Raw genomic sequence first — 21552 nt, forward strand, 5'->3', positions numbered from 1 at the left:
CCCCTTGCGGAGCTCCTAATCGCGGAATCACAAAAATTCAGGTTGATGTCTCGCCAGAGCCCTGATCAGCCCTGGGTCATAAACACCGCCCGCACATCCATCGATCTCTTCCTCGGTTGTCAAATAGCGTCCTACCGTCCTGCGCGTAACCGCTTGCGGCTACACAAGTTCCTGCTTTCTTGATGGCCACCGTTTTGGCGGCAGCCTCTTTATTTACCAAGTTGAAGCGAACTTGTCAACTGCCTGTTTCACTTCTTTTTTCGCCGGCCGCGCGCTCAACCGCTCGAGTCGCATCAGCCGCAGCAAACTTGGCCCGCCGCCGCTGCTCCGAGCCGCTTGGACGAGGGTCGCTATAATCGCCAAACAGAAAGAGAAGCGCAACCTCTATCCGGAAAGAACTCCGACAAAACCAAGCCCTGACCGACTGCCTGATCCGTCACCTCCCGCCTGCCTGCCTTACATACAGCCGAGCTCGCCACGCGAGGAGAAAAAGCGCGGCGGCCGCTTTCGCGACCGCCGCGAAGTGCACCCTCTAGGACTCGAACCTAGAACCTACTGATTAAGAGTCAGCTGCTCTACCATTGAGCTAAGGGTGCGCACGCCCACACCATTGGGCTGAGCACGGTAAGCAGACGCGCCAGGAGGGACTCGAACCCCCGACCAACAGCTTAGAAGGCTGCCGCTCTATCCATCTGAGCTACTGGCGCCCGCACACGCTTGGTCACCCTCTCGGGCACCTGACTGCTACTCACCAACCGCTGATACCGCAGAGTCGGGGCGGCCGGATTCGAACCGGCGACCTCCTGCTCCCAAAGCAGGCGCGATACCGGGCTACGCTACGCCCCGCACATCAGCACCGCCTTCCAGCGGCGGGGTATGTTATCCCCGCCGTGGCGTCGGGTCAACTGGCAGCGGAAAAAAACTCGAGAGGTCAGCGAGCACGGCACGCACGGCCCGCCCCCGATGGCTGACCGCCGCCTTGGCATCGCGGGCCACCTCGGCGAAGGTGGCCTGCAACTCCTCCGACCAGAAGTAGGGGTCGTACCCGAACCCTCCCGTGCCCCTCGGCGCCGAAAGCACCTGCCCCGTCGTGCGCCCGTGCGCCACAACGGCTCCTTCCGGCCATGCACACGCCGCCGCACACTCGTAGGCAGCAGCACGTGACGAACGCCCGGCTGCCTCAGCCTCGCGCAGGCGTTCCTGCAGGTACGCGTTGTTGAACGCATCGAGTGCCGCCCCCTGCAACGCACTCCCCGACCAGCGTTTGCTGTGCACACCCGGGCGCCCGCCGAGAGCCTCCACGGCGAGCCCCGAATCATCGGCGAGCACCAGACGACCCGTCAGTGTGGCAAAGTACCGGGCCTTTGCTAGGGCATTCTCCTCGAAGCGATCGTACTGCTCGAGTCCCTCCTCCTCGGCCGACTCGACAACGCCCAGCGCATCGAGGGTGATCGCGTCCCAACCGTGCGTCGCCAGCAACGGGCCCAGCTCCCGGAGCTTACCCGCGCTGCGTGTCGCGAGCACGATCTGGCACGCTGCGGTCCCGCCCCTCGCCCCCGTCGTGGTCGCGAGCGACACCACCGTTACACCGGCATCGGGAGCGGCGCGGCGAGCACCTGCTGCTGCAGCGCATCGAGCTGACCGATTCCATGGACCGCGAGATCGAGAAGCGCATCGAGTTCACCGCGCGCAAAGGTGCCGTGCTCGCCGGTCCCCTGCACCTCCACGAACCGCCCCTCGCTGCTCATGACCACGTTCATGTCAACGCCGGCACGCACATCTTCCTCGTAGTCGAGATCGAGACGTGCCTCCCCGTCGATCACTCCCACGCTGATGGCCGCCACACGGCGACGAACCGGGGAGGCGGGCAACCGCCCCGTGGCCACCATCCACGCGAACGCGTCCTGCACCGCGACACACGCTCCCGTAATGGCCGCCGTACGCGTCCCCCCGTCGGCCTGCAGCACATCACAGTCGACCTTCACCGTGAACTCGCCGAACGCAAAACCGTCGAGCATGGCCCGGACACTGCGGCCAATGAGTCGCTGGATTTCGTGCGTCCGGCCGCCGACCTGCGAGCGCTCGCGCGACACCCGCGTGCGCGTGGCGCGAGGTAGCATGGCGTACTCCGCCGTGACCCACCCTTCACCAGAGCCTTTCTTCCACCCCGGCACACCGCTTTCCACCGACGCGGCACAGAGCACCCGGGTGCCGCCGAAGCTCACCAGGCACGAGCCCTCGGCGTACGCCACCGCCCCCCGCTCGAGCGTCACCGGACGCAACGCATTGTTGAGACGGCCCTGCCGCAGCAGGGTGATTGCCGTTGACGATTCAGCCACGAAGCTTCTCGATGATGGAGGTGGTGGATTGCCCAGGGACCAGCGGAATGACGACGACCCGTCCGGCCCGCGCGGTGACGATGTCGGCGCCCACGATCGTATCCGGCGCGTAGTCGCCGCCCTTCACGATCACATCGGGCAGGAGCCGTTGGACCAGCAACAGCGGCGTGTCTTCCTCGAACACCACCACCGCATCGACCGACTCCAGCCCCGCCAGCACCAGGGCACGCTCGGCCGTCGAGCGCACGGGTCGGGTCGGCCCCTTCAGGCGACGCACCGAGGCATCGCTGTTGAGCCCGACAATGAGCGCGGCGCCCTGACGCCGCGCGCCATCGAGCACGTCGATGTGTCCCGGGTGCAGCAGATCGAAGACGCCGTTGGTGAAGACCACCGGACCGGCAAGGCCCTGGCGCCATGTCGCTGCGGCTTCCCAATCCATGACCTTGGACGCCGGCGTGCGCGGCGCCGATGGCGTTACCACTGCGACTGCACCCCTTCGACGATGTCCGCCATGATGCTTTCGAGAGCATTCCTGCGACCGCTCGCCTCGCCCCCCTCAGCATACTGTCCCTCGCGCGACAGTCCCTTGCGGGCCAGCAGCACTCGGCTGGTGGCCGACTCGATGATTTCGATGTCGATGGCGAGCTGCAGGCGGCGACGATTCGATGCCGTATTGCGCGCGTCGGCTGCGGCGCCGAGTGGCAGGTCCACGTCGTACGTCACGATGGTGCCACGCACGACGAGATCTGCACGTGCCTCGGGGGCCTCACGCAAGTTGAGGCGGTCGCGCAGCACCGTCCGCAGCTGATCGAAGATCTCGCGCTGCAACTCGGGGGCAGCCGTCTGGTTGTCGAAGGGCTGAATGGCGACCGTCTTGAGATTGCGCGGCAACCCACCGCCACCGGAGAACCCGTAACAGCCCGCGCACAACAGGATGGCGCCGAGTCCGAGGAGGGCGCGTCGTGTCATGGGCCAGCGGTATGCATCAACGGCGGCGCCAGATGGCGTCATCGAAAGCCTCAACAATCGTGGTGTCGGAGACGGCAATGGCGAGTCGTCGCTTGCCGCGCTCATGAACATACTGCAACCGCAGCGTACCGTCGGCCCCCGGGACCCGAGACATCCACTCGATGACCTTGCCGTCTTCAATACGCTCGACGCGCGTAAGTGCCGTACCCGCAAAGGCCAGGCGCCACGCACGGCCGTCCGCACCGGAGGCATCGCTCCCGCGCAACTGGCCCAGATCCGCGCGCAGCGTATCGCCATCCATGCGCCCCACCGTATCGCGAGCCGGCGGTACGGCGAGACGGCCAAGCGACGCCCAGAGCAGTGGCACTGGTGGCAGCATACGCTTGACCAGGTCAATACCGGGGACCGTCAGTGTATCTCCCACCAATATCGCGTAGCCACCTGCCATGCCGTTGCTGAGGAAGAAATCGAGCCGGGCACGATCCGGCCCCTGACGGCGCACCGCACCGTCACCATTCGCTTCGAAGGTCTCGTCCTTGTACTGCCAGGTGAAGCGCAGGACCGTGGGCACGGTCGAAATGGCGGTCGGTGGCAGCACGGCGCGCGTTGGCGCCCCCACCAGAGGACGCGCCGTTGGCACACAGCCACCAACCGTGCTCGCGAGCACCAATGCCAGCGGCACTCCCCACCGCCTGCCCACACCCGGTGTCATGGCACTCGTACCTGCAGCATCCGATCACCTCGTACAATGCGGTCCATCACGTCGAAGCCGTCGACCACCTGCCCGAAGACGGTGTAGCCGCCGTCCAGATGAGGCTGGGTGGAATGGCACAGGTAGTACTGACTGCCCCCGGTGTCCGGCCCGGCGGTGGCCAAGCCGAGACAACCACGCCCGTGTCGCCGGCGGGACCAACTCTCGCGCAGCGAAAAGGGCGGCTCGGGTGCTCCGTCACCGCTGGCGATGTCGCCATCTTGCACGACGAAGTTCGGTACCACCCGATGGAAGATGGTGTTCCGATACTTCCCTTCTCGGGCAAGGCGCGTAAACGCTTCCACCACGAGTGGCGCGTCGTGGGCGAGCAGCTCGACCGTGATGGTGCCCTGGTCGGTGTCGATGAACGCGCGTGGGCGTGTCGGCGTACGCCAGTATCGCTCGACCAGCCGCTCGTACTCCTCGAGTGCCCGCGGGACGGGCACGCTGCTGCGCGGGGGCCGCGCCGACACCGTTGTGTCGCGCTCACCCAAGCGGGCCCGTGCCTCTCGCCGGACCCGGGGGTCGGCATCTGCCAGCAGCCGGCGCGCCAACGCACTGTCGAGCATGCTGCCGGGGTCTCCACCGCCAATCGCCGCCACACGATAACGCCAGTCGGCACGTCCGGCCCACTCCGCCTCCACACCGGCCGCCAACGGCAGCTGCGAACGGCGCAGGTGCGACAACAGGGTGCGACGCACGGCCAGCAAGGTGTCGGCATCCCACGCCCGCTGCCAGCGCGCAGCATCACGTCCGGCCGCTTCCGCATAGGCCTCCGCGAGGGCGACGCGCACATTCCGCGCGGGGTCGCTCCAGAGGGAGTCGACGGCATCGGCCATGAGGGGGCCGTAGGAGGCGGCGCTCTGCGCGGCATTGATGCGCACCCGCTCGCTCTCGTCACGCAGGAGTACACGCAGGGCTTCCCGTGCGCGACCGCCGAGTGAGTCACCGGCCGCCGAGCGCGCGAAGGCACGCGCCGCGTATTGCCGCACCTCCTCGTCGTTGTACGCCGCCACGGCGAAGAGCGCGCGTACGCCCGCCGGAGCGCGCAGCCGCGCCACAACATAGGCCGCGGCGCGTACCACCTCGGGTGCGGGATCCTGCAGCCAGGGCGTCACCGCCGCGATGGGTGCCTCGCGCAGCTTGAAGGTGGCCAGCACCAACGCGGCGCGTACAGCGGGCGCACGCGCCGTGACCGGGCTGCGTGTCACGGCGTTGGGGGCACCGTTGCCGAGCGCCGATACAATAACCTCCCGGCCCATCTCGCCCACTTCCCCCAGTGCCCAGGCGGCTTCGCGGGCGACCGCGTCTGGCGCACCCATCACGGCGCGCGCGAGCGACGGCACCGCCTCGTAGTCGCGCGCGATCCCGATGGCGTACGCGGCATTGGCGGCAATGGCCGTGTCACCATCGACGAGCAGCGCGCGCAAGCGTGGATATCGAAGGCGGATACGCGCCTGCCCGATCGCCAGCGCCGTGCGCGCTCGGCGCGCGGCGCTCGTGTCGGCGAGCAGACGATCGACGAGCGCCGTATCGGGACGTCGCTGGTCGACCATCTCCAACAGGCGAGCATCGGCGCTGAGACTCACCGCAGAAGACGCCGTGACTGGCGCCGCGGCGGGAACCGCCGCCGCGCCCGCTGCCCCGCGTCGCCCGCACGCGACCGTGACCAGCACAGCGGCCACGACGACCGCCCGCCCCCACCGGTTCGCGCCCGTCATGACGACACCACGGCATGACTGTCCTGCGCCTCGCCGCCCCGCATGGCCGCCTCGAGCCATGCGCGCACGTCCGCACGCAGTGTGCATGGGCGTCCCTCACGATTCATGCTGACCAGCGATGTGGTCGCGGACACCAGCACCTGCTCGGAATCCGCCCGCACGATACGATAGGCGAAGGTCATGCCCCGGGATCCGACCGACGTGAGTGTGGTGTGAACGCGAATGGGATCATCGTACCGGGCGGAGGCGCGAAAGCGGAGTGACGCGTCGCTCACCGCGAGCAGCACGCCGTCGCGTTCGAGGTCGGCGTAGCTGCGCCCTGCCCGCCGGATGAAGTCGGTGCGTCCGATCTCACACCAGACGAGGTAGTTGGCGTGGTAGACCACGCCCATCTGGTCGGTCTCGGCATAGCGCACCCGGAGTTCCGATACGGTTTCGTAAGCCATGGCAGGAAAATGCCAGCCTGCGGGACGTCCCGCACCCTCATCGCGCGGTTTGTCGGTCCTGTGGCAACGAGTTAGACTGCCTGCGTGCTGCCTACCCCCTGCCATATCCTCGGCGATGTGCATCTGGGTGTCGCCTCGGCGGAATCCGAACGGCGGCTCCTCCGGCACTTGCGCGCCCTTCCGGGACAGGCGCGGTCGCTCATCATCATGGGCGACCTGTTCGACTTCTGGTTTGCCTGGCGGCACGTCATGCCGCGGACAGGATTCCGTGTGCTGGCGGCGTTGGCGGATCTGGCGGACCAGGAGATCCCGGTCCTCTGGATCGGCGGCAACCACGATTGCTGGGGCGGCGAGGCGCTCCAGGCCGAAACCGGGGCCCAGTACACGCTGGAACCGTGGCGCGGCCTGATCGGGCCGTGGGATGCGCTCCTGGCGCATGGCGATGGGTTGCGCGAGGTCGAAGACGCACCGTATCGCCGCCTGCGCCGTGTGCTTCGGCACCCGTGGTCGATTGCCGCGTACTCGTGGCTGCATCCGGATTTTGCGTCGCGGCTTGCACACGCCAGTTCGAAGACCAGTCGGAAGGGGCGCGCCCGCGATGGAGGCGCCGGGTTACAGGCGGTCGGCACCGCGGCTCTCGCGTCAACCGACGGTCCTCGCCTCACCGTGCACGGACATTCGCACGTGCCCACGTTGGTGAGGGCCAGCCACGGCATATATGCCAACGCCGGGGCGTGGTACCTCGACCACCAGTACCTGCGACTGGAGGATGACCGTGCTGCCCGCATGCAAGCGCACGACGACGGCACCGTCTCGTTGATCGAACAGTTAGGGCGCCCGCACTGAGGTGCGGGGATGTGCGCTCCGTTCAGAAGCGCAACGTGGCGACGAAGAGCGGTCCGTTGGCGGTGGGCGCAGCCGAGAGCCGGATTGGCAGATCCCAGAGTTGCGCAGACACGAAGGCGTCGGCACCGGCGAAGAGGTGGTTGAAGGCCACGACGGCCAGCCAATCCTCCACGTGCAGGCGCCGCGTCCGAATGAGGTCGTCGTCGTAGCGGCTGCTGAGGATGCCGCTGCGTTGCACGGTGCCGGTACCCGAGACCGTGAACTCCAGCGGCAACGAATCGGCGAGAAAGCGCCGCGCCTCCCGGAGGTCGGCCGAGCTGCGCCGCACCATGACGAGTGCGGCCAGTTCCACGGCGGCGAAGAGCGCGCCTGACGAGCCGCGGTCGAGGCGGGACTGCCCGAGCCCGGGGAGGATGGCGGAATACACGAATGCCCGCCGCGGTGTCAGCGGCGGCGTGAACTGCCCACGCGGCCGTACTACAGGAGCGGGAGCGGCCGCGTTCGGCGCGCGCACGGCCGGCGCCGCGGCAGCGCGGGCGGAATCGGCCGCGGTGCGCACGCTGTCGCGAGCCTGCGCGCCACCGCGCCCGGGGCTGACCGCAAGCAGGAGCAGCAGTCCTGCAATGCACGCGCGGTGGCGGTGCCTGGGCGTGAGGGGGCGGTCGGCCATGGGGCGTGGTACTCCTCAGCGCGTCGGAAGAGCCGCCACGAGTTCCACCTCGACGCTCACGTTGCGCGGCAGTCCGGCCACGGCCACAGTCGACCGCGCGGGCCGCGCCTCGCCAAGGACGCGCGCATACACCGCGTTGAAGGCGGCGAAGTCATCCATCGTACGCAGGAAGCAGGTGGTCTTCACCACCTCTGCCCAGGTGACCCCGGCAGCGGCGAGCACCGCCGACAGATTGGCAAGCACCTGCTCTGTCTGGGCAGCCACGTCCCCGTCCACGATTTCCATGCTCACGGGGTGCAGAGGGATCTGCCCGGCCGTGAAGAGGAAGCCATTGGCCTTGACGGCCTGAGCGTACGGGCCGATTGCCTTGGGGGCATCATCGGTGTGCAGGATTTCGAGGCTCATGACGTGTGCGTGGAGTGAGTGAAAGAGGTCGGCGGTGGTCACTCGGTGGGTAACCGAAAGAACCGCTGGGTATTGCGCAGGGTGAGTGCCGCCAGTGCTTCGGCTGTGCTACCGCGCGCCGCGGCGAGTCGCCGGATGGTATGTGGCACCCACGCCGGTTCGTTGCGCTTGCCACGGTTGGGGATGGGCGCGAGATACGGGGCATCGGACTCCACGAGCAGCCTGTCGTCGGGCACCAATGCCAGCAGCGACTCGTCGTGCCAGTTCCGGAACGTGACGATACCACTGAACGAGACGAACCAGCCCGCGTCGAGGCCGGCCAGGGCCAGCGACGCACTTCCGGTGAAACAGTGCAGCACGCCGCGCACCCCGGCAGAGGCCGCCGCCCGCAACATGTCTCGCGTGTCGTCTTCCGCCTCTCGAGTATGCAGCACGATGGGGCGATCGAGTTCCGCCGCCAGCGCGAGTTGCGCGTCCAGCGTGCGGCGCTGTACCTCACGCGGAGCGTGATCGTAGTGGTAGTCGAGTCCACACTCGCCTACGGCCACGGCACCAAGCCGTACCGCGTCACGAATGGCCTCCGGATGCACCGCAGGGTCCCACTGGGCGGCATCATGCGGATGCAGCCCGCAGGTGTGATGCACGAGCCCGGGGAATCGCGCGGCGATCGCTCGTGCCCGCTCGGCGGCCTCCGGCGATTCGCCGATACAGACGAGGGCCCGCGCACCTGCTGCGCGGGCCCGGTCGATGACGGCGTCCACCTCATCGGTGAACGCCGTGCTGGCGAGGTGCACGTGGCTGTCAGCGTACGACGCCACGGGCATGATCGCCGGGGTTTCGCTCACTCGTTCAACGCGCGGCGAGACGCTCCGTACCACGCGCGCCCTTGGTGCTGGGCGGCGCCGCATCCTTGCCGGCCTTGGCCGCCATGGCGGTCGCACTGTCGTCGTTGCGCGGATACTTGGACTCGATCCAGAGCAGGATCGGGCCGGCGACGTAAATCGACGAGAACGTGGCGATGAAGACGCCGAACGCCATGACCCACGCGAACGGACGAATGACCTCACCGGCAAGCAGGAGCAACGCCAACGTCGCGAGGAGCGTGGTGGCGTGTGTCATGATGGAGCGCGGCAGCGTCTCGTTGATCGATTTGTCGAGCAGTGCCGCCAGCGTCATGCCCTTGTGCGGCTTGCGCAGGTTTTCGCGCACGCGATCGAAGATGATGATCGTGTCGTTGGCCGAGTAGCCGAGGAGCGTGAGGATGGCCGCGACCACCGTGAGCGACACTTCGAGGTTCGTGAGCTTGATGAACGCGAACGTGACAAGAATGTCGTGGCTCGTGGCCAGCACGGCAGCAATGCCGAACCGCCAATCGAAGCGGATGGCCAGATAGACGAGCGTGAACAGCGACGCGATGAGCATGGCGGTCGCGGCGCCGGAGCGCAGTTCACTACCCACCTTGGGGCCCACCGCTTCGGTGCGCACGATGTTCACGTTGCCGGCACCGAACTGCTGGTCGAGCGCCGTCTGGATCTGCTTGGAGATGCCCTCAGCGCCAGCGGCCTGCGCTTCGACCTGCTTTTCGTCACGGGCACGGATGGTGTACTCGAGCGGACCGCCGTACTGCTGGATTTCGGCCCCCGCGATGCCGGCCTTGTCGAGCGTCCCGCGCACCACGGCCACATCGGGTGCCTGCTTGAACTGCACCTGCATGAGGGTGCCACCCGTGAACTCGATACTGTAGTTCACGCCACCGGTGATGCCGAACGTCACGAGCCCCGCGGCGATGAACGCCACCGTGAGACCGGCCGCCAGCTTCCAGTGCTTGATGAATTCGTACTTGGTGTTGTGGAAGATACGCAGCATGACGGCCTCAGATGCTCAGCGTCTGGGTGCCGCGCGAGCGGTTCAACCAGATCAGGAAGAAGGTCTTGCTCACGAAGATCGCCGTGAACAGCGAGGCCACGAGGCCGGCCACGAGCGTGACGGCGAAGCCGCGAACGGGGCCCGTACCGTACTGGTACAGCACCATGCCCGAGAGGATGGTGGCGGCCGAGGTATCGACGATGGCGCTGAGGGCGTGGCGGAAGCCCTCGTCGATCGCGAGACGCACCGACTTGCCCTGATCGAGCTCTTCGCGAATACGCTCGAAGATGAGCACGTTCGCGTCGACGGCGATGCCGATGGAGAGCACAAAGCCGGCGAGACCGGGGAGCGTGAGCACGGCGTTGAAGCCGGCGAGCATGGCCATGGTGTACACCATGTACAGCATCAGCGCGGCGACGGCGAGCGCCCCGGACAGCTTGTAGTACACGACCATGATGGCGAGCACGAGCCCGAAGGCCGCAATCAGCGCGAAGATACCCTTGTTGACGGAGTCGTTGCCGAGGCTGGCGCCGATCTGGCGCACCTCGGCCACCTTGAGCGGCACGGGCAGCGCGCCCGCGCGCAGCACGAGGGCCAGGTCCTGGGCCGCCTGCAGCGTGCCACCACCCAGCGTGATCTGGCCGTTGCGGCCAATGGCGCTCTGCAACGTGGGCGCCGTGATGACCTTCTGGTCCAGCACGATGGCCATGTTGTCACGAATGTGCTTGCCCGTTTCCACCTTGAAGCGGCGGGCGCCCTCGTTGTTGAGGGTAAACTGCACCACGTTGCCCTCAACCGGGTCGGTATTGGGGCGGGCATCGGTCAGCACTTCGCCGGTAATGATGGGACGCGCATCGAGGACATACAGCGCGCGGAAGCGCTGCGGACCCGTTTCCACCGTGTCCACCACGCCCCAGCGGATCACCTTGCCGGGCGGCATGGCGGCCTGGAGGGCCGGCAGCTGCAGCGCGCGATCGATGGCTGGGAAGGCCGTCTCGGAGACGATGTACTGTCCGGGGATCTGCCCGGGCTGCACGTTGTTGGCAAAGAGGCCCCCGGCGACCGGCTTGGCAGCAGCGCTGTCGGTCCCGGTGGTCCCGGCAACAGCGGCGCTGTCCTTGGGGGCGCTGTCGCTCTTCTGCGTGAGCAGCGACGTCACCGAGGTGGACTTGGCAGAATCGCCGGCAGCCGGAGTCCCGGTGGCCTGCGAGCCGACCGCGATCCCTGCCGCCCGGGCGATTTCATCGAACCGCGGCGTCGCCTTTTCGAGGGCGCCGGTTTCGTCGGTGATTTGGAACTCGAGGAAGGCTGACTTCTGCACCACATCCTGCGCACGATCGGGGTCGTCGATGCCCGGCAGCTCGACGATGATGCGGTCGTTGCCCACCTTCTGCACGACCGGTTCCGAGACGCCGAACTCGTCGATGCGCTGCCGCACGACCTTCAGTGCACGATCGAGCGCTTCCGACTTGTTGGCCACCGCCTGCTTGGACTCGTCCACCTCGAGGGTCAGGTGCATACCGCCCTGCAGATCAAGTCCGCGCTTGAGCGGCACGCGCCGCACGGTGTCGTACACGAACACGCCATCGCGCTTCACCCGTTCAACGACGGTGCGCGGAAAGAGGGCCCATGCAGAGGCCGCGAAGAGTCCCACGATGAGCAGGACGCGGTACTTCAGGTTCGCCATCGATGCCGGTGGCCAAAGGGAATGTCGGCACGCCCTGGGGAGAGGCGCGGGAAACGGCGCGAAGTGCGCCAAGCCCCTTAACTTAGGGGCGCAGCGGGTCGCGCGGTAGCCAGTGCCACCCGCGCCTGCGCTTCATCTTCGGCCAGCTGTGCCTTGAGGGCCCCCAGCCCCGCGAACGGGCGGGTCCCGCGCAACCGCCCCACGAAATCGAGACGCACGTGGGCACCGTACCAGTCGCCGGTGGCATCGAACACGTGCGTTTCGATGCGCCGGTGGAAGTCCCCCACCGTGGGACGTGGCCCGAGGTTGAGCATGCCGCCGTACTCGCCGGCCGGCAGCTGGACCCGCACGGCATACACCCCGTCGGGGGGGAGCAGCTTGCGATCGGGGAGGGGTTCGAGGTTGAGCGTGGGATAGCCGATGGTACGCCCCCGCTGGTCGCCTCGGACGATGCGCCCCGAAATGCTGTACGGACGTCCAAGCCCCAATGCGGCGCGCGCCAGGTCACCGCCAGCGACGGCGCGGCGGATGGCCGTCGAGCTGATGGCGTGCCCATCGGGCGTATGCACCGGGGGGAGCACGGTGACCTGAAATCCCCGCCGGCGCCCCAATTGCCGGAGCACCTCGATGTCCCCCAGGCGTCCGCGACCGAAACCGTGGTCGTGCCCCACCAGCAGTTCGCGCAGGGCAAACCGGCCCAGCAGCACATCGTCAACGAACTGCTCGGCCTCGAGCGCCGCAAGGCGCGGCGTGAAGGGGAGGACCGCCACATACGAGACGCCCGACTGGGCGAACATGGCCAGCTTCTCGTTGGTGAGGGTGAGGAGCGGCGGTGCGGCGGCCGGGTTGACCACCTCGAGGGGATGCGGATCGAAGGTCACGACCACGCTGGGCAACGACTGCTCCGCAGCCCGGCGCACGAGGGTGGCCAGCACATCCTGATGGCCCCGATGTACGCCGTCGAAGGTGCCCACGGTGACCACGGCGCCATGTTCCAGCGGCAGACCGATCGGTTCGCCAAGCGGTCTCATGACGCGTTATCCCCCAACAGGACCACACGCGGCTGCCAACGGTCGGAGCCTGTACGGATGGCCATGGCCACCACCTCGTCATCACGCAACAGTGCGGCCCGCTCCCCATCGACGGTGGCGCGCAGTGGCCGCCCGTGCCGCAGATCGCGCAGTTGGTCGGCGTCGAGTGGCTGGTGCGCCACCGCGCCCAGCGCGGCCAGCGGTGACCGCAGCGTGACGGCGCCGTCGGCGATGGCACCGGGCACCAGCATGCTCCACGCGACAGCATCGGCCACCTGCGCGGGGCCACTCGCCACCCGGCGCAACGCTTCGCAGTGGGCCGCAGAGCCCAGCGCACGTCCCAGGTCACGGGCGAGGGCGCGAATGTAGGTCCCGCTCCCGCAGCGGATGCGGGTGTGGAGGCGGTCGGCGCTGCCCTGCAGCCATTCCCAACCGTCCACCGCGATCTCAACGGGCGGCAGGTCGACGTGCCTGCCCTTTCTGGCCAGGGCGTACGCGCGCACCCCATCGACATGCTTGGCGGAGAATGCCGGTGGGATCTGCGCGATGCGCCCCGTGAGGCCAGCCTCGGCGGTACGGCGCACGGCGTTGCCCATCTCGGTGAGCCACTCGACTGGGGGGGGCGATGCCGTGCGCGTGGGCACACCCGTGGCGTCGTCGCTGTCCGTCTCGTGGCCGAAGCGGATGACGGCCTCGTACACCTTGGGTTCTCCCACGAGGTACGGCAGCAGGCGCGTACAGGGGCCGATCGCGAGCACCAGCAGACCGGTGGCGAACGGATCGAGCGTGCCGGCATGGCCCACGCGCCGGCTGCGCGCCGCACGGCGTACAACGCTCACGACATCATGCGAGGACAAACCGGCCGGCTTGTCAACGTAGAGCAAGCCGGAGGTGAGCGGCGAGGGCGGTGACGGTGGCCCCACCGACACGGGCGCGTCGACGGTCAGGATTCCGGCGCGCCCGGGGCGGCGGTGGCGTCGTCGCCCGTTGGTTCCTGCTCACGCTGATCGCGCTCATCGCGAATCTGCGCCAGCAGACTCTCGATGCGCGACGCGCGCGCCACGCTTTCGTCGGTACGGAAGTGGATCTCCGGAGCCGATCGCAGCCGGAGCGTTTTGCCAAGCACCGAGCGCAGGTGGCTGGCCACGCTGGCCAGCCCCTCCGTCGTGGACTTCTTCTCGGCTTCGTCGCCCATGAGGCTGACGAAGACCGTCGCGTGCCGAAGATCGCGCGTTACATCCACCGCCGTCACGGTGACGAACGCCTTGATGCGTGGATCCTTCGCGCCTTCCGCCAGGAAGGTCGCGACCTGTTCACGAATCGCTTCGGCGACGCGGTCGGGACGCCGCGGTTCGCCCATGGTGCCTCCTCAGGCCTTGGAGGCCTGATCGAGCGTACGCGCTACTTCCTCCGTGCGGTAGCACTCGAAGACGTCCCCGATCTTGAGATCGTTGAAGTTCTCGATGCCGATACCGCACTCGTAGCCTTCCTTGACCTCGTTGACGTCATCCTTGAAGCGACGCAGCGAGGCGATGGCCCCGTCGTAGATCTCGATCCCATCGCGGATGACGCGGATGCGCCCCTTCCGGTTGATGATGCCGGAGCGCACGATGGTACCGGCGATGGTTCCGACGCGGGCCACCTTGAACGTTTCACGGACTTCCGCTTCGCCGAAGACCACTTCCCGCTCTTCCGGACGCAGCATCCCCTCGAGCGCCGCCTTCACATCGGCGACTGCCTCGTAGATGATGCGATACAGCTTGATGTCGACGCCCTCGCGTTCCGCCGCGTTGCGTGCGTTGTTGTCCGGTCGCACATGGAAGCCGATGATGATCGCGCCGGCCGCCTTCGCGAGCAGGATGTCGCTTTCGGCAATGGCACCGACCGCGCGGTGGATGATCTCCACCTGGACTTCGCTGTTGGACAGCTGCTGCAGCGCGTCGGCGAGGGCTTCCGCCGGCCCGCCCTGATCGGCCTTGATGACGAGTCGCAGCTGGCGCTTCTGGCCAGCCGAGGCCTGGGACATGAAATCCTCGAGCGAGACCACGCCGCGCGTGGTGCGACGGCTCTTGGCCTCCCGATCGAGCCGCTCACGACGCTGCGCGATTTCGCGCGCAGCGGTGGCATCATCGACCACCAGCAGCTGATCGCCCGCCATAGGCACGCCGGTGAGACCGAGGATCTGCACCGGAATGGCCGGCCCGGCCTGCTTCACCTGCTTGCCACGCTCGTCGAGCATGGCGCGCACGCGGCCGGAGTGGATACCACAGATGTAGTCGTCACCCACCTTGAGCGTGCCATTCTGCACGAGCACCGTAGCCACGGGGCCCTTGCCCTGGTCGAGCTGGGCTTCCACCACGGAGCCGACGGCGCGGCGGTTGGGGTTGGCCTTGAGCTCGAGGATATCGGCCTGCAACAGGATCTGATCGAGCAGCTCGGCCACGCCGGTGCCCTTCTTGGCCGAGATTTCCGAGTGCAGGACCGTGCCGCCGAAGTCTTCGAGCACGACTTCGTGCTGCAGGAGGTCCTGCTTCACCTTCTCGATGTTCGCCGTCGGCAGATCGACCTTGTTGATGGCGATGATGATGGGAACACCGGCACTCTTGGCGTGCGAGATCGCTTCGATGGTCTGCGGCATCACCTGGTCGTCGGCGGCAATGACGATGACGACGATGTCGGTGACCTGCGCACCGCGGGCACGCATCGCGGTGAACGCTTCGTGACCCGGGGTATCGAGGAAGGTGATGAGGCGCTTGCCGGCGACCTCCACGTGGTAGGCACCGATGTGCTGCGTGATGCCACCGGCCTCGCCGGCCACGACGTTCGCCTTGCGGATGTAGTCGAGCAGCGACGTCTTGCCGTGATCGACGTGCCCCATGATGGTGACGACCGGCGGGCGCGGGCGCAGATCTTCCTCGCGGTCCTCTTCACCCTGATCGGGGACATCGGCGGCATAGTCGGATTCCTTGACGGCCTGGAAGCCGAACTCGCCAGCGATGAGCTCGATCTGGTCGAAGTCGAGCCGCTGGTTGATGGTAACCATCAGCCCGAGCGACTTGAAAGCGAAGCCTACGATCTGCGTGGCGGAAATGCCCAGAATCTGCGCGAGTTCGGAGACGGTGATGAACTCGTTGACGCGCACCGTCTTGCGCTCGCGCTCCGCCGCCGCCTGCCGCTGTTCCTCGGCCTCGGCGCGCATTTCGGCACCGAAGCGACGCCCCGGGCGACCGCGCGTGGGCGCGCCGCGCATGGCGGTCATGGTCTTGGTGATGTTGGCCGACACGGCTTCCTGGTCGACCGCCCCGCGCTTGCCCTTCTTCCCGCGACGCTGCTGGTTCTGGCCGCCGGGCTGGGCCATTCCGCCCCCCTGCTGCTGCCCACCGGTACCGGTTCCGGCGTGCTGGCCGCCGCCATGCTGCGGCGGTGCCCCGCCGGGACGACGATCGTCGCGGCGCTGGCCCTGCGACAGTCCACCGCCAGGCGCGGCGGAGGCAATGGGACGCGCTGAGCCGAAGTTGGGGCTGGCGCTGGCCACCGGCCGCGGACGCGGCGCACCGGGCACGACCGGCCGCGGGCGCGGGCGGTCTGCCGGCAGACTCGGAGCCGCTGGGGCGGCCGGTGCGGCGGCGACCGGCTCTGCGCCGGTAGCCGGAACCGGCGCCGCAGCCGGTGCGGCCGGTGTCACCGCTGCCGCCGGCGGCAGCTCGGGGGCGACGAACGTGACCGGCGCGGGCGTCTCCAGCTTCCGCGGAGGTTCCGCCGGCGCGGGCACGGCAGCGGGCAGATCCGTGACGGGCGGCCGCGTGTCCGCCGCCGGCGGGGCGGATGCGACGGGCGCCGGTACCGCGGCAGGCGCCGCCGGTGTCTCTGCGGGCGCGGCGGCTTCGACGGCCGGACGCTCCGGCTTCCGCGCCGGGACGGGCACGATGTCGGGAGTCGGCTCCGGCGCGGCCGGCGCGGCGGCCGCGGCAGTTTCGGCGGCCGCGACCTCGGGCTCGTGGTGCTCGGCAACGTCGGCGGCGCGACGCCGGCGCACGGCCGGCGTGGGCGACGCGGCTTCGAGCTCGGGAGTGGCCACCGCTTCTGCCGCCGTCGTGCGACGACGGCGCGGAGCGGCCGCAGGCGCCGGCTGCGCCTTTTCGGCGCGCAGCCGCTTCTCGCGCTCCCAGCGGGCGCGAATTCGCGAGACCTGATCATCGGTCAGCAGCGACAAATGGCTGCGAACCGGGACATCCATCTGGCGCAGCAGTGCGATCACCTCGTCCGCCGAGATGCCGAACTCACCCGCCATGTCATGCACACGAAGCTTGGTCAACCCGTCCTCCTACCGCGAAACGCGCGTCGCGTCGCCTGCCGGGGCTGCCCCGGCTACGGCGCCACGGATTCCGCGCGCCAGCGCCTGATCTACGATCCCTATGGCCGCCGTGATGTCCCGTCCCACAGCGCCTCCCAACTCGGCCGCACTCGGCCACTCCACCATCTCCACCCCCCGGGCCCGGAGGACCGGCACCACCTTGTCGAGCGAGTGCCGGGACACGTCGCGCGCCACCAGCACCAATTGCACACTGCCCTTCTGCGCGGCGAGCCGCACCTGCTCTGCGCCCACCACCACCAACCGGCCTCTCGCCCCCAGACCGACCAGCCCGAGCACCTTGCGGCGCACCGTGTCGGTCAGCGGGGACGACCCGCCGTCTGCTTCACTCACGCCCCGCGACCGTCCTCGTCATCCTCGGTGGTGAGCTCGTCGATGATGGCCATGATGCGATCGGCCTCCTCGGGCGCAATGCCGGGCAATCGCAGCAGATCATCCCGATCGAGATCGAGAATGTCGTTGAGGGTACGGTATCCCGCTTCGGCCAGCACCGCGACCGTCGCCGTTTCGAGCCCCTCGATTTCGTTGAGCGGCACGTCGGCTTCGGCGTCATCCGGCAGCGGCGCGAAGAGGGGCGATTCCCCACCCTTTTCCATCCACTCCCGGCTCGAGTACAGGTCGATCTTCCACCCCGTCAGTTCGGACGCCAGTCGCACGTTCTGCCCGTTGCGACCGATCGCCAGCGACAGTTGGTCCTCGTCGACGACGGCCTGAATGGTGCGCGACACCGCATCGCTGAACACCCGCGCCACCCGCGCCGGCGCCAGCGCCAGCTTGGCGAACCGTTCCGGATCGGGAGACCACGGCACGATGTCGATGCGCTCGCCGCCCAGTTCATTCACGACCGCCTGCACCCGAGCGCCCTTGAGGCCCACGCACGCACCGACCGGATCGACCGCTTCATCACGCGACGTGACCGCGATCTTGGTGCGGCTACCGACTTCGCGCGCCGCGGCCTTGATCTCCACGATCCCCTGCTGGATCTCCGGCACCTCGAGCTTGAACAGCGCCTGCACGAAGAGGGCGTCGGAGCGGCTCAGAATGAGGCGCGGCCCCTTGGGCGTATCCTCGACCCGCTTGAGCACGGCGCGCACCGGCTCGCCCTGATGGTAGTGCTCCCGATGATTCTGCTCACGGTACGGGATGATGGCCTCGGCCTCCCGGAACTTGTTGAGCATAACCACCAGTTTGCCGCGCTCGATCTGCTGGACCTCACCCGACAGCAGGTCACCCACCCGCCCCGCGAACTCGTCGCGGATACGCGTGCGCTCGCCTTCGCGAACCCGCTGGATGATGCGCTGCTTCGCCGCCTGAACCGCCGTGCGCCCGAACTCCATGAAATCGACCGGGATTTCCATGACGTCGCCGACCTGGAATTCCGGATCCATGAAGCGTGCTTCCTCGACGGTCACCTCGCGCGATTCGTCGGTGACCTCGTCCACGACCGTCTTGAGCAGCACGATGCGAATGGCGCCCTTGGCTTCGTCGATCTCGATTTCCGCCTGGACGTTGGCCCCGTGCTTCTTGGCCAGGGCGGCAAGAATGCCGTCCTGGAGAAGCCCGTGCAGCTCCTCGCGCGTGATCTGCTTGAGGTTCGACAGCTCACGTAACGCTGTGAGAATTTCCGCCGATCCGGCCATCCGTGTCCCCTATCGTTTCCAGTGAAACGCCAATCGCGCCTGCGTGATCTCACGAAGCGGCACCTGCACCTCCCGCCCCTTCGGATCCCGCACCAACGCGACCTCAGCGCCTGCCTCGCCATCGAGCGCGAGAATCTCGACTTCCTGTTTTCCACCTGCCAGCAAAGGGCTCGTCACCGTGGCCCGACGTCCAATAAACCGGCGCCATTCCGCGGCGTTCCGGAGCGGACGATCCGCACCCGGAGACGACACCTCCAACACATACTGCTCGGCAACCAGCGCGTCGGCCTCCAGCCGCGCTTCGAGAGCCCGGGACGCCCGCGCGCAGTCGTCGATCGTGATCTTTTCGCCGTCTCGCCGATCGATCCGGATTTCCAGCACGGGACGGGCTTTGGACCCACCCCGCCGTAGCTCGACCAGGTCGAAGCCCAACGTGTCAAGTTCTTGCGCGACAATGGGTTCGATGGACTCGCTCACCTGCTGACCTCCGGCCGACCACGGACCGCTTCCTGCACCATGAACGTGCGAAACCCCCAGAGAACAAAAAAGTGTGGGGGCCATCCCCACACTTCTTCCGCCCGCGGTGAGCGAGCGATATCACGAAGAGGTTACGTCTCAGACTCGCAAGCTAGGGACCGGGTATGGCCGGGTCAAGATGACAGGCGTGCCCTGTCCGCCTTTCGGACGCTCCGGACGACGCGATCCGGCGCCCATCCCCGTCATGTCAGGGCGATGATGCCCAGCATGCGGCCCGCGTCGCCGCTGCGGTGCGAGAAGTAGCGCGCAGTGTCACAGCGCGAACACCCTGATGACGTTCGTACCGTGGCGACACGCCGTCGAGCCGCCTGTCTAGCGAGGGCCGCTCGGACATCGAGCAGCCCCTTGCCGTGATGCGCCCCACCGTGAACGGCCCGCAGCACCTCAGGCCCCACCTCGTAGCACTGGCCACAAATGGACGGGCCCAGCCAGATCGTGCATTCCTCTTCAGGGAAGCCGAGCGACGCGAGCGCATCGAGCCCCCGGTCGAGGATCTCAGCGGCGGTCCCGCGCCATCCGGCATGCAGGGCGGCAATCGCACCCCCCGGGTGCCACAGCAGAACCGGTGTGCAGTCGGCTACCGTGACCGCGAGCGCGGTGCCGCGAGCAACGCTCACGTGACCGTCCGCTTCCATCCCACGAAGCCACCCGCGCCACCCGGCACCGTGCGTCATCACCTCGGCACCGTGCACCTGATGTGCCGTGGCCAGCCGCTCCACCCCGAGGTCGCCGAGGTCCGCCAGCAGCGCCCCCCACCGCCCCATGACGGCGCCGACCGGTTCGTCGCTCCCCAGGCCGAACGACCCGTTGGCCTTGGTCGTGGTCCACCCGCGGATACCAGGTGGCAACCCGTCGACCGGCTCGGCGAGATGAAGGGTGCGCGGCGTCATGCGCGGTTGACCGACGTTCAGTGGGCGCTCAACTCGACCCGCCTGATGCGGGCACCCAAGGCGCCGAGCCGCGACTCGATGCGCTCATACCCACGCTCGATCTGCTGTGCGTTGTTGATGATGCTCGTCCCATCGGCACAGAGCGCGGCCAGCAGCATCGCCATGCCCGCGCGGATGTCGGGCGATTCCACGGTTCCCCCGCGCAGTTGCGTGGGCCCCGACACGATGGCGCGGTGCGGATCACACAGGACGATGCGCGCGCCCATGCCCACCAGCTTGTCGGTGAAGTAGAGACGCGATTCGAACATCTTCTCGTGGAAGAGGATCATGCCTTCGCACTGGGTGGCGGCGACGATGGCGATGGACATGGTGTCCGCCGGGAACGCCGGCCACGGCTGGTCCTCGAGCTTGGCCACATGTCCGCCCAGATCCGTCTGCATGCGTCGCGACTGTTCCGCCGGGACGAGGAGATCGTCGCCCTCCACCACGCAGCTGATGCCGAGCTTCTCGAATCCCAGCAAGGTGCTCCGCAGATGCTCCACCCCTGCCCGCTCGATGCGCAGCGCGGACCGTGTGACCGCCGCGAGCCCGATGAATGACCCCACTTCGATGTGATCCGGGCCGATCTCGTGCGTCGCGCCGCCCAGCGGTAGCCCCCCCTCGATGGTATACACGTTGGACCCGATCCCCTCGATGCGCGCGCCCAGCGCCACGAGGAAGCGTGCCAGATCCTGCACGTGCGGTTCACTCGCGGCATTACGCAACGTCGTGCGCCCCCGGGCGGCGACGGCCGCCACCAGCGCGTTTTCCGTGGCGGTGACGCTGGGCTCGTCGAGAAAGACGTCGGCGCCGATCAGCCCGGCGGTGTCGAAACGGAAGCGCGCCCCGAGCTCATACGTGGCCCCCAGCGCCTGCAGCACATGGAAGTGCGTGTCGAGACGCCGGCGGCCAATGACATCGCCACCCGGTGGCGACAGCGTGACGGTACCGCAGCGCGCCAGCAGCGGCGCCGCAAGCAGGATGGACGCCCGAATGCGGGCACACATGGCGGGGTCGAGATCGGCCGCGCGCACCGTCTGGGCATGGATGCGGAGGGAGTTCTCGCCGGTCCATTCGCAATCGGCACCGGTGGTACGAATGAGCTCCACCAGCGTTTCGATGTCGCGGATGCGCGGCACGTTATGCAACTGTACCGGCTGGTCGGTAATGAGTGCCGCCGCGACGATCGGGAGCGCGGCATTCTTGTTGCCCGCGGGGCGAATCGACCCCTGGAGGCGCTGACCACCTTCAACGATGTATTGGACCGCAGACATGAGCCGGGAGCGGGACGCGGGAATTCGGGGGACGGGAAGCTTCAAGGTTAGTCACGCGCCGCCATGGAC

General features: G+C 67.9%; 21 protein-coding genes, 3 tRNA genes and 1 pseudogene. 1 reads left to right on the forward strand and 24 read right to left on the reverse strand.

The window, feature by feature from the left end; genetic code table 11:
* Positions 1 to 524 precede the first annotated feature (524 nt).
* The 10 genes and pseudogenes from O9271_RS07540 to O9271_RS07585 form a co-directional block, all read right to left on the reverse strand.
* Positions 525 to 596: transfer RNA gene (locus tag O9271_RS07540), tRNA-Lys, on the reverse strand.
* Between the two features lie 37 nt (positions 597 to 633).
* Positions 634 to 707 (reverse strand) — tRNA-Arg (locus O9271_RS07545).
* A gap of 65 nt (positions 708 to 772) precedes the next feature.
* Positions 773 to 846 (reverse strand) — tRNA-Pro (locus O9271_RS07550).
* 33 nt (positions 847 to 879) lie between these two features.
* Positions 880 to 1524, reverse strand: coding sequence for a non-canonical purine NTP pyrophosphatase (locus O9271_RS07555; RefSeq protein ID WP_298267869.1), 645 nt, complete (start codon positions 1522 to 1524; stop codon positions 880 to 882).
* Between the two features lie 59 nt (positions 1525 to 1583).
* On the reverse strand, positions 1584 to 2339 hold the full coding sequence (gene rph / locus O9271_RS07560) for a ribonuclease PH (RefSeq protein ID WP_298267872.1): 756 nt from the start codon (positions 2337 to 2339) through the stop codon (positions 1584 to 1586).
* Positions 2332 to 2796, reverse strand: a pseudogene (gene rfaE2, locus O9271_RS07565) (D-glycero-beta-D-manno-heptose 1-phosphate adenylyltransferase); the annotation flags it as partial. The pseudogene rfaE2 and the gene rph, both read right to left, overlap by 8 nt.
* 17 nt (positions 2797 to 2813) lie before the next feature.
* The gene (lptE, locus tag O9271_RS07570) at positions 2814 to 3308 is read right to left on the reverse strand and encodes an LPS assembly lipoprotein LptE (RefSeq protein ID WP_298267878.1); all 495 of its coding nucleotides are present in this window, start codon (positions 3306 to 3308) and stop codon (positions 2814 to 2816) included.
* A 16-nt stretch (positions 3309 to 3324) separates the two neighbouring features.
* Positions 3325 to 4020, reverse strand: coding sequence for a hypothetical protein (locus tag O9271_RS07575; RefSeq protein ID WP_298267881.1), 696 nt, complete (start codon positions 4018 to 4020; stop codon positions 3325 to 3327).
* On the reverse strand, positions 4017 to 5780 hold the full coding sequence (locus O9271_RS07580; protein ID WP_298267884.1) for a peptidylprolyl isomerase: 1764 nt from the start codon (positions 5778 to 5780) through the stop codon (positions 4017 to 4019). Before O9271_RS07580 ends, O9271_RS07575 begins: the two co-directional genes overlap by 4 nt.
* Positions 5777 to 6226 carry a thioesterase family protein gene (locus O9271_RS07585; protein WP_298267888.1) on the reverse strand — a complete coding sequence of 150 codons (450 nt, stop codon included), beginning with the start codon at positions 6224 to 6226 and terminating at the stop codon, positions 5777 to 5779. Before O9271_RS07585 ends, O9271_RS07580 begins: the two co-directional genes overlap by 4 nt.
* A gap of 84 nt (positions 6227 to 6310) precedes the next feature.
* Between O9271_RS07585 and O9271_RS07590 the strand changes: the two genes are divergently transcribed.
* Complete coding sequence (locus O9271_RS07590) at positions 6311 to 7072, forward strand: UDP-2,3-diacylglucosamine diphosphatase (protein WP_298267891.1); 762 nt, start codon at positions 6311 to 6313, stop codon at positions 7070 to 7072.
* Between the two features lie 22 nt (positions 7073 to 7094).
* Here O9271_RS07590 and O9271_RS07595 read toward each other — a convergent pair whose 3' ends face one another.
* From O9271_RS07595 to murA, 14 genes are all read right to left on the reverse strand, one after another.
* Positions 7095 to 7742 carry a hypothetical protein gene (locus O9271_RS07595; RefSeq protein WP_298267893.1) on the reverse strand — a complete coding sequence of 216 codons (648 nt, stop codon included), beginning with the start codon at positions 7740 to 7742 and terminating at the stop codon, positions 7095 to 7097.
* Between the two features lie 15 nt (positions 7743 to 7757).
* Complete coding sequence (locus O9271_RS07600; RefSeq protein WP_343213887.1) at positions 7758 to 8147, reverse strand: RidA family protein; 390 nt, start codon at positions 8145 to 8147, stop codon at positions 7758 to 7760.
* Positions 8148 to 8185: 38 nt separating this feature from the next.
* A complete protein-coding gene (locus O9271_RS07605) occupies positions 8186 to 8992 on the reverse strand; it encodes a TatD family hydrolase (protein WP_298267898.1) in 807 nt (268 codons plus the stop codon).
* A 4-nt stretch (positions 8993 to 8996) separates the two neighbouring features.
* Positions 8997 to 10013, reverse strand: coding sequence for a protein translocase subunit SecF (secF, locus tag O9271_RS07610; protein ID WP_298267900.1), 1017 nt, complete (start codon positions 10011 to 10013; stop codon positions 8997 to 8999).
* 7 nt (positions 10014 to 10020) lie between these two features.
* Complete coding sequence (gene secD, locus O9271_RS07615) at positions 10021 to 11700, reverse strand: protein translocase subunit SecD (RefSeq protein WP_298267901.1); 1680 nt, start codon at positions 11698 to 11700, stop codon at positions 10021 to 10023.
* Positions 11701 to 11777: 77 nt separating this feature from the next.
* Positions 11778 to 12731, reverse strand: coding sequence for a bifunctional riboflavin kinase/FAD synthetase (locus O9271_RS07620; protein ID WP_298267903.1), 954 nt, complete (start codon positions 12729 to 12731; stop codon positions 11778 to 11780).
* Positions 12728 to 13660, reverse strand: a complete 933-nt coding sequence (truB, locus tag O9271_RS07625) for a tRNA pseudouridine(55) synthase TruB (RefSeq protein WP_343213880.1) — start codon at positions 13658 to 13660, stop codon at positions 12728 to 12730. The genes O9271_RS07620 and truB overlap by 4 nt, the downstream gene beginning before the upstream one ends.
* A gap of 14 nt (positions 13661 to 13674) precedes the next feature.
* Positions 13675 to 14091: a 30S ribosome-binding factor RbfA gene (rbfA, locus tag O9271_RS07630; RefSeq protein ID WP_298267905.1), complete on the reverse strand. Its 417-nt coding sequence runs from the start codon at positions 14089 to 14091 to the stop codon at positions 13675 to 13677.
* A 9-nt stretch (positions 14092 to 14100) separates the two neighbouring features.
* Entirely contained in the window at positions 14101 to 17046 is a 2946-nt protein-coding gene (gene infB / locus O9271_RS07635) for a translation initiation factor IF-2 (RefSeq protein WP_298267907.1), read from the reverse strand.
* Positions 17047 to 17055: 9 nt separating this feature from the next.
* Positions 17056 to 17436: a ribosomal L7Ae/L30e/S12e/Gadd45 family protein gene (locus tag O9271_RS07640; protein WP_298267909.1), complete on the reverse strand. Its 381-nt coding sequence runs from the start codon at positions 17434 to 17436 to the stop codon at positions 17056 to 17058.
* The gene (nusA, locus tag O9271_RS07645) at positions 17433 to 18743 is read right to left on the reverse strand and encodes a transcription termination factor NusA (RefSeq protein WP_298267912.1); all 1311 of its coding nucleotides are present in this window, start codon (positions 18741 to 18743) and stop codon (positions 17433 to 17435) included. The genes O9271_RS07640 and nusA overlap by 4 nt, the downstream gene beginning before the upstream one ends.
* A gap of 9 nt (positions 18744 to 18752) precedes the next feature.
* A complete protein-coding gene (gene rimP / locus O9271_RS07650) occupies positions 18753 to 19220 on the reverse strand; it encodes a ribosome maturation factor RimP (RefSeq protein ID WP_298267915.1) in 468 nt (155 codons plus the stop codon).
* A 242-nt stretch (positions 19221 to 19462) separates the two neighbouring features.
* A complete protein-coding gene (locus O9271_RS07655) occupies positions 19463 to 20170 on the reverse strand; it encodes a polyphenol oxidase family protein (protein WP_298267918.1) in 708 nt (235 codons plus the stop codon).
* A gap of 17 nt (positions 20171 to 20187) precedes the next feature.
* Entirely contained in the window at positions 20188 to 21483 is a 1296-nt protein-coding gene (murA, locus tag O9271_RS07660) for a UDP-N-acetylglucosamine 1-carboxyvinyltransferase (protein WP_298267921.1), read from the reverse strand.
* Positions 21484 to 21552: the final 69 nt, after the last annotated feature.

This window comes from Gemmatimonas sp. (assembly GCF_027531815.1).
In the GTDB taxonomy this organism is placed as follows: domain Bacteria; phylum Gemmatimonadota; class Gemmatimonadetes; order Gemmatimonadales; family Gemmatimonadaceae; genus Gemmatimonas.

What these genes read in the sequence shown, in the direction of transcription:
- lptE (WP_298267878.1), bottom strand. Translation starts at nt 3,308, where the DNA reads ATGACACGACGCGCCCTCCTCGGACTCGGCGCCATCCTGTTGTGCGCG.
- O9271_RS07575 (WP_298267881.1), bottom strand. Translation starts at nt 4,020, where the DNA reads ATGACACCGGGTGTGGGCAGGCGGTGGGGAGTGCCGCTGGCATTGGTG.
- O9271_RS07580 (WP_298267884.1), bottom strand. Translation starts at nt 5,780, where the DNA reads ATGACGGGCGCGAACCGGTGGGGGCGGGCGGTCGTCGTGGCCGCTGTG.
- O9271_RS07585 (WP_298267888.1), bottom strand. Translation starts at nt 6,226, where the DNA reads ATGGCTTACGAAACCGTATCGGAACTCCGGGTGCGCTATGCCGAGACC.
- O9271_RS07595 (WP_298267893.1), bottom strand. Translation starts at nt 7,742, where the DNA reads ATGGCCGACCGCCCCCTCACGCCCAGGCACCGCCACCGCGCGTGCATT.
- O9271_RS07600 (WP_343213887.1), bottom strand. Translation starts at nt 8,147, where the DNA reads ATGAGCCTCGAAATCCTGCACACCGATGATGCCCCCAAGGCAATCGGC.
- secF (WP_298267900.1), bottom strand. Translation starts at nt 10,013, where the DNA reads ATGCTGCGTATCTTCCACAACACCAAGTACGAATTCATCAAGCACTGG.
- secD (WP_298267901.1), bottom strand. Translation starts at nt 11,700, where the DNA reads ATGGCGAACCTGAAGTACCGCGTCCTGCTCATCGTGGGACTCTTCGCG.
- O9271_RS07620 (WP_298267903.1), bottom strand. Translation starts at nt 12,731, where the DNA reads ATGAGACCGCTTGGCGAACCGATCGGTCTGCCGCTGGAACATGGCGCC.
- rbfA (WP_298267905.1), bottom strand. Translation starts at nt 14,091, where the DNA reads ATGGGCGAACCGCGGCGTCCCGACCGCGTCGCCGAAGCGATTCGTGAA.
- nusA (WP_298267912.1), bottom strand. Translation starts at nt 18,743, where the DNA reads ATGGCCGGATCGGCGGAAATTCTCACAGCGTTACGTGAGCTGTCGAAC.
- O9271_RS07655 (WP_298267918.1), bottom strand. Translation starts at nt 20,170, where the DNA reads ATGACGCCGCGCACCCTTCATCTCGCCGAGCCGGTCGACGGGTTGCCA.
- murA (WP_298267921.1), bottom strand. Translation starts at nt 21,483, where the DNA reads ATGTCTGCGGTCCAATACATCGTTGAAGGTGGTCAGCGCCTCCAGGGG.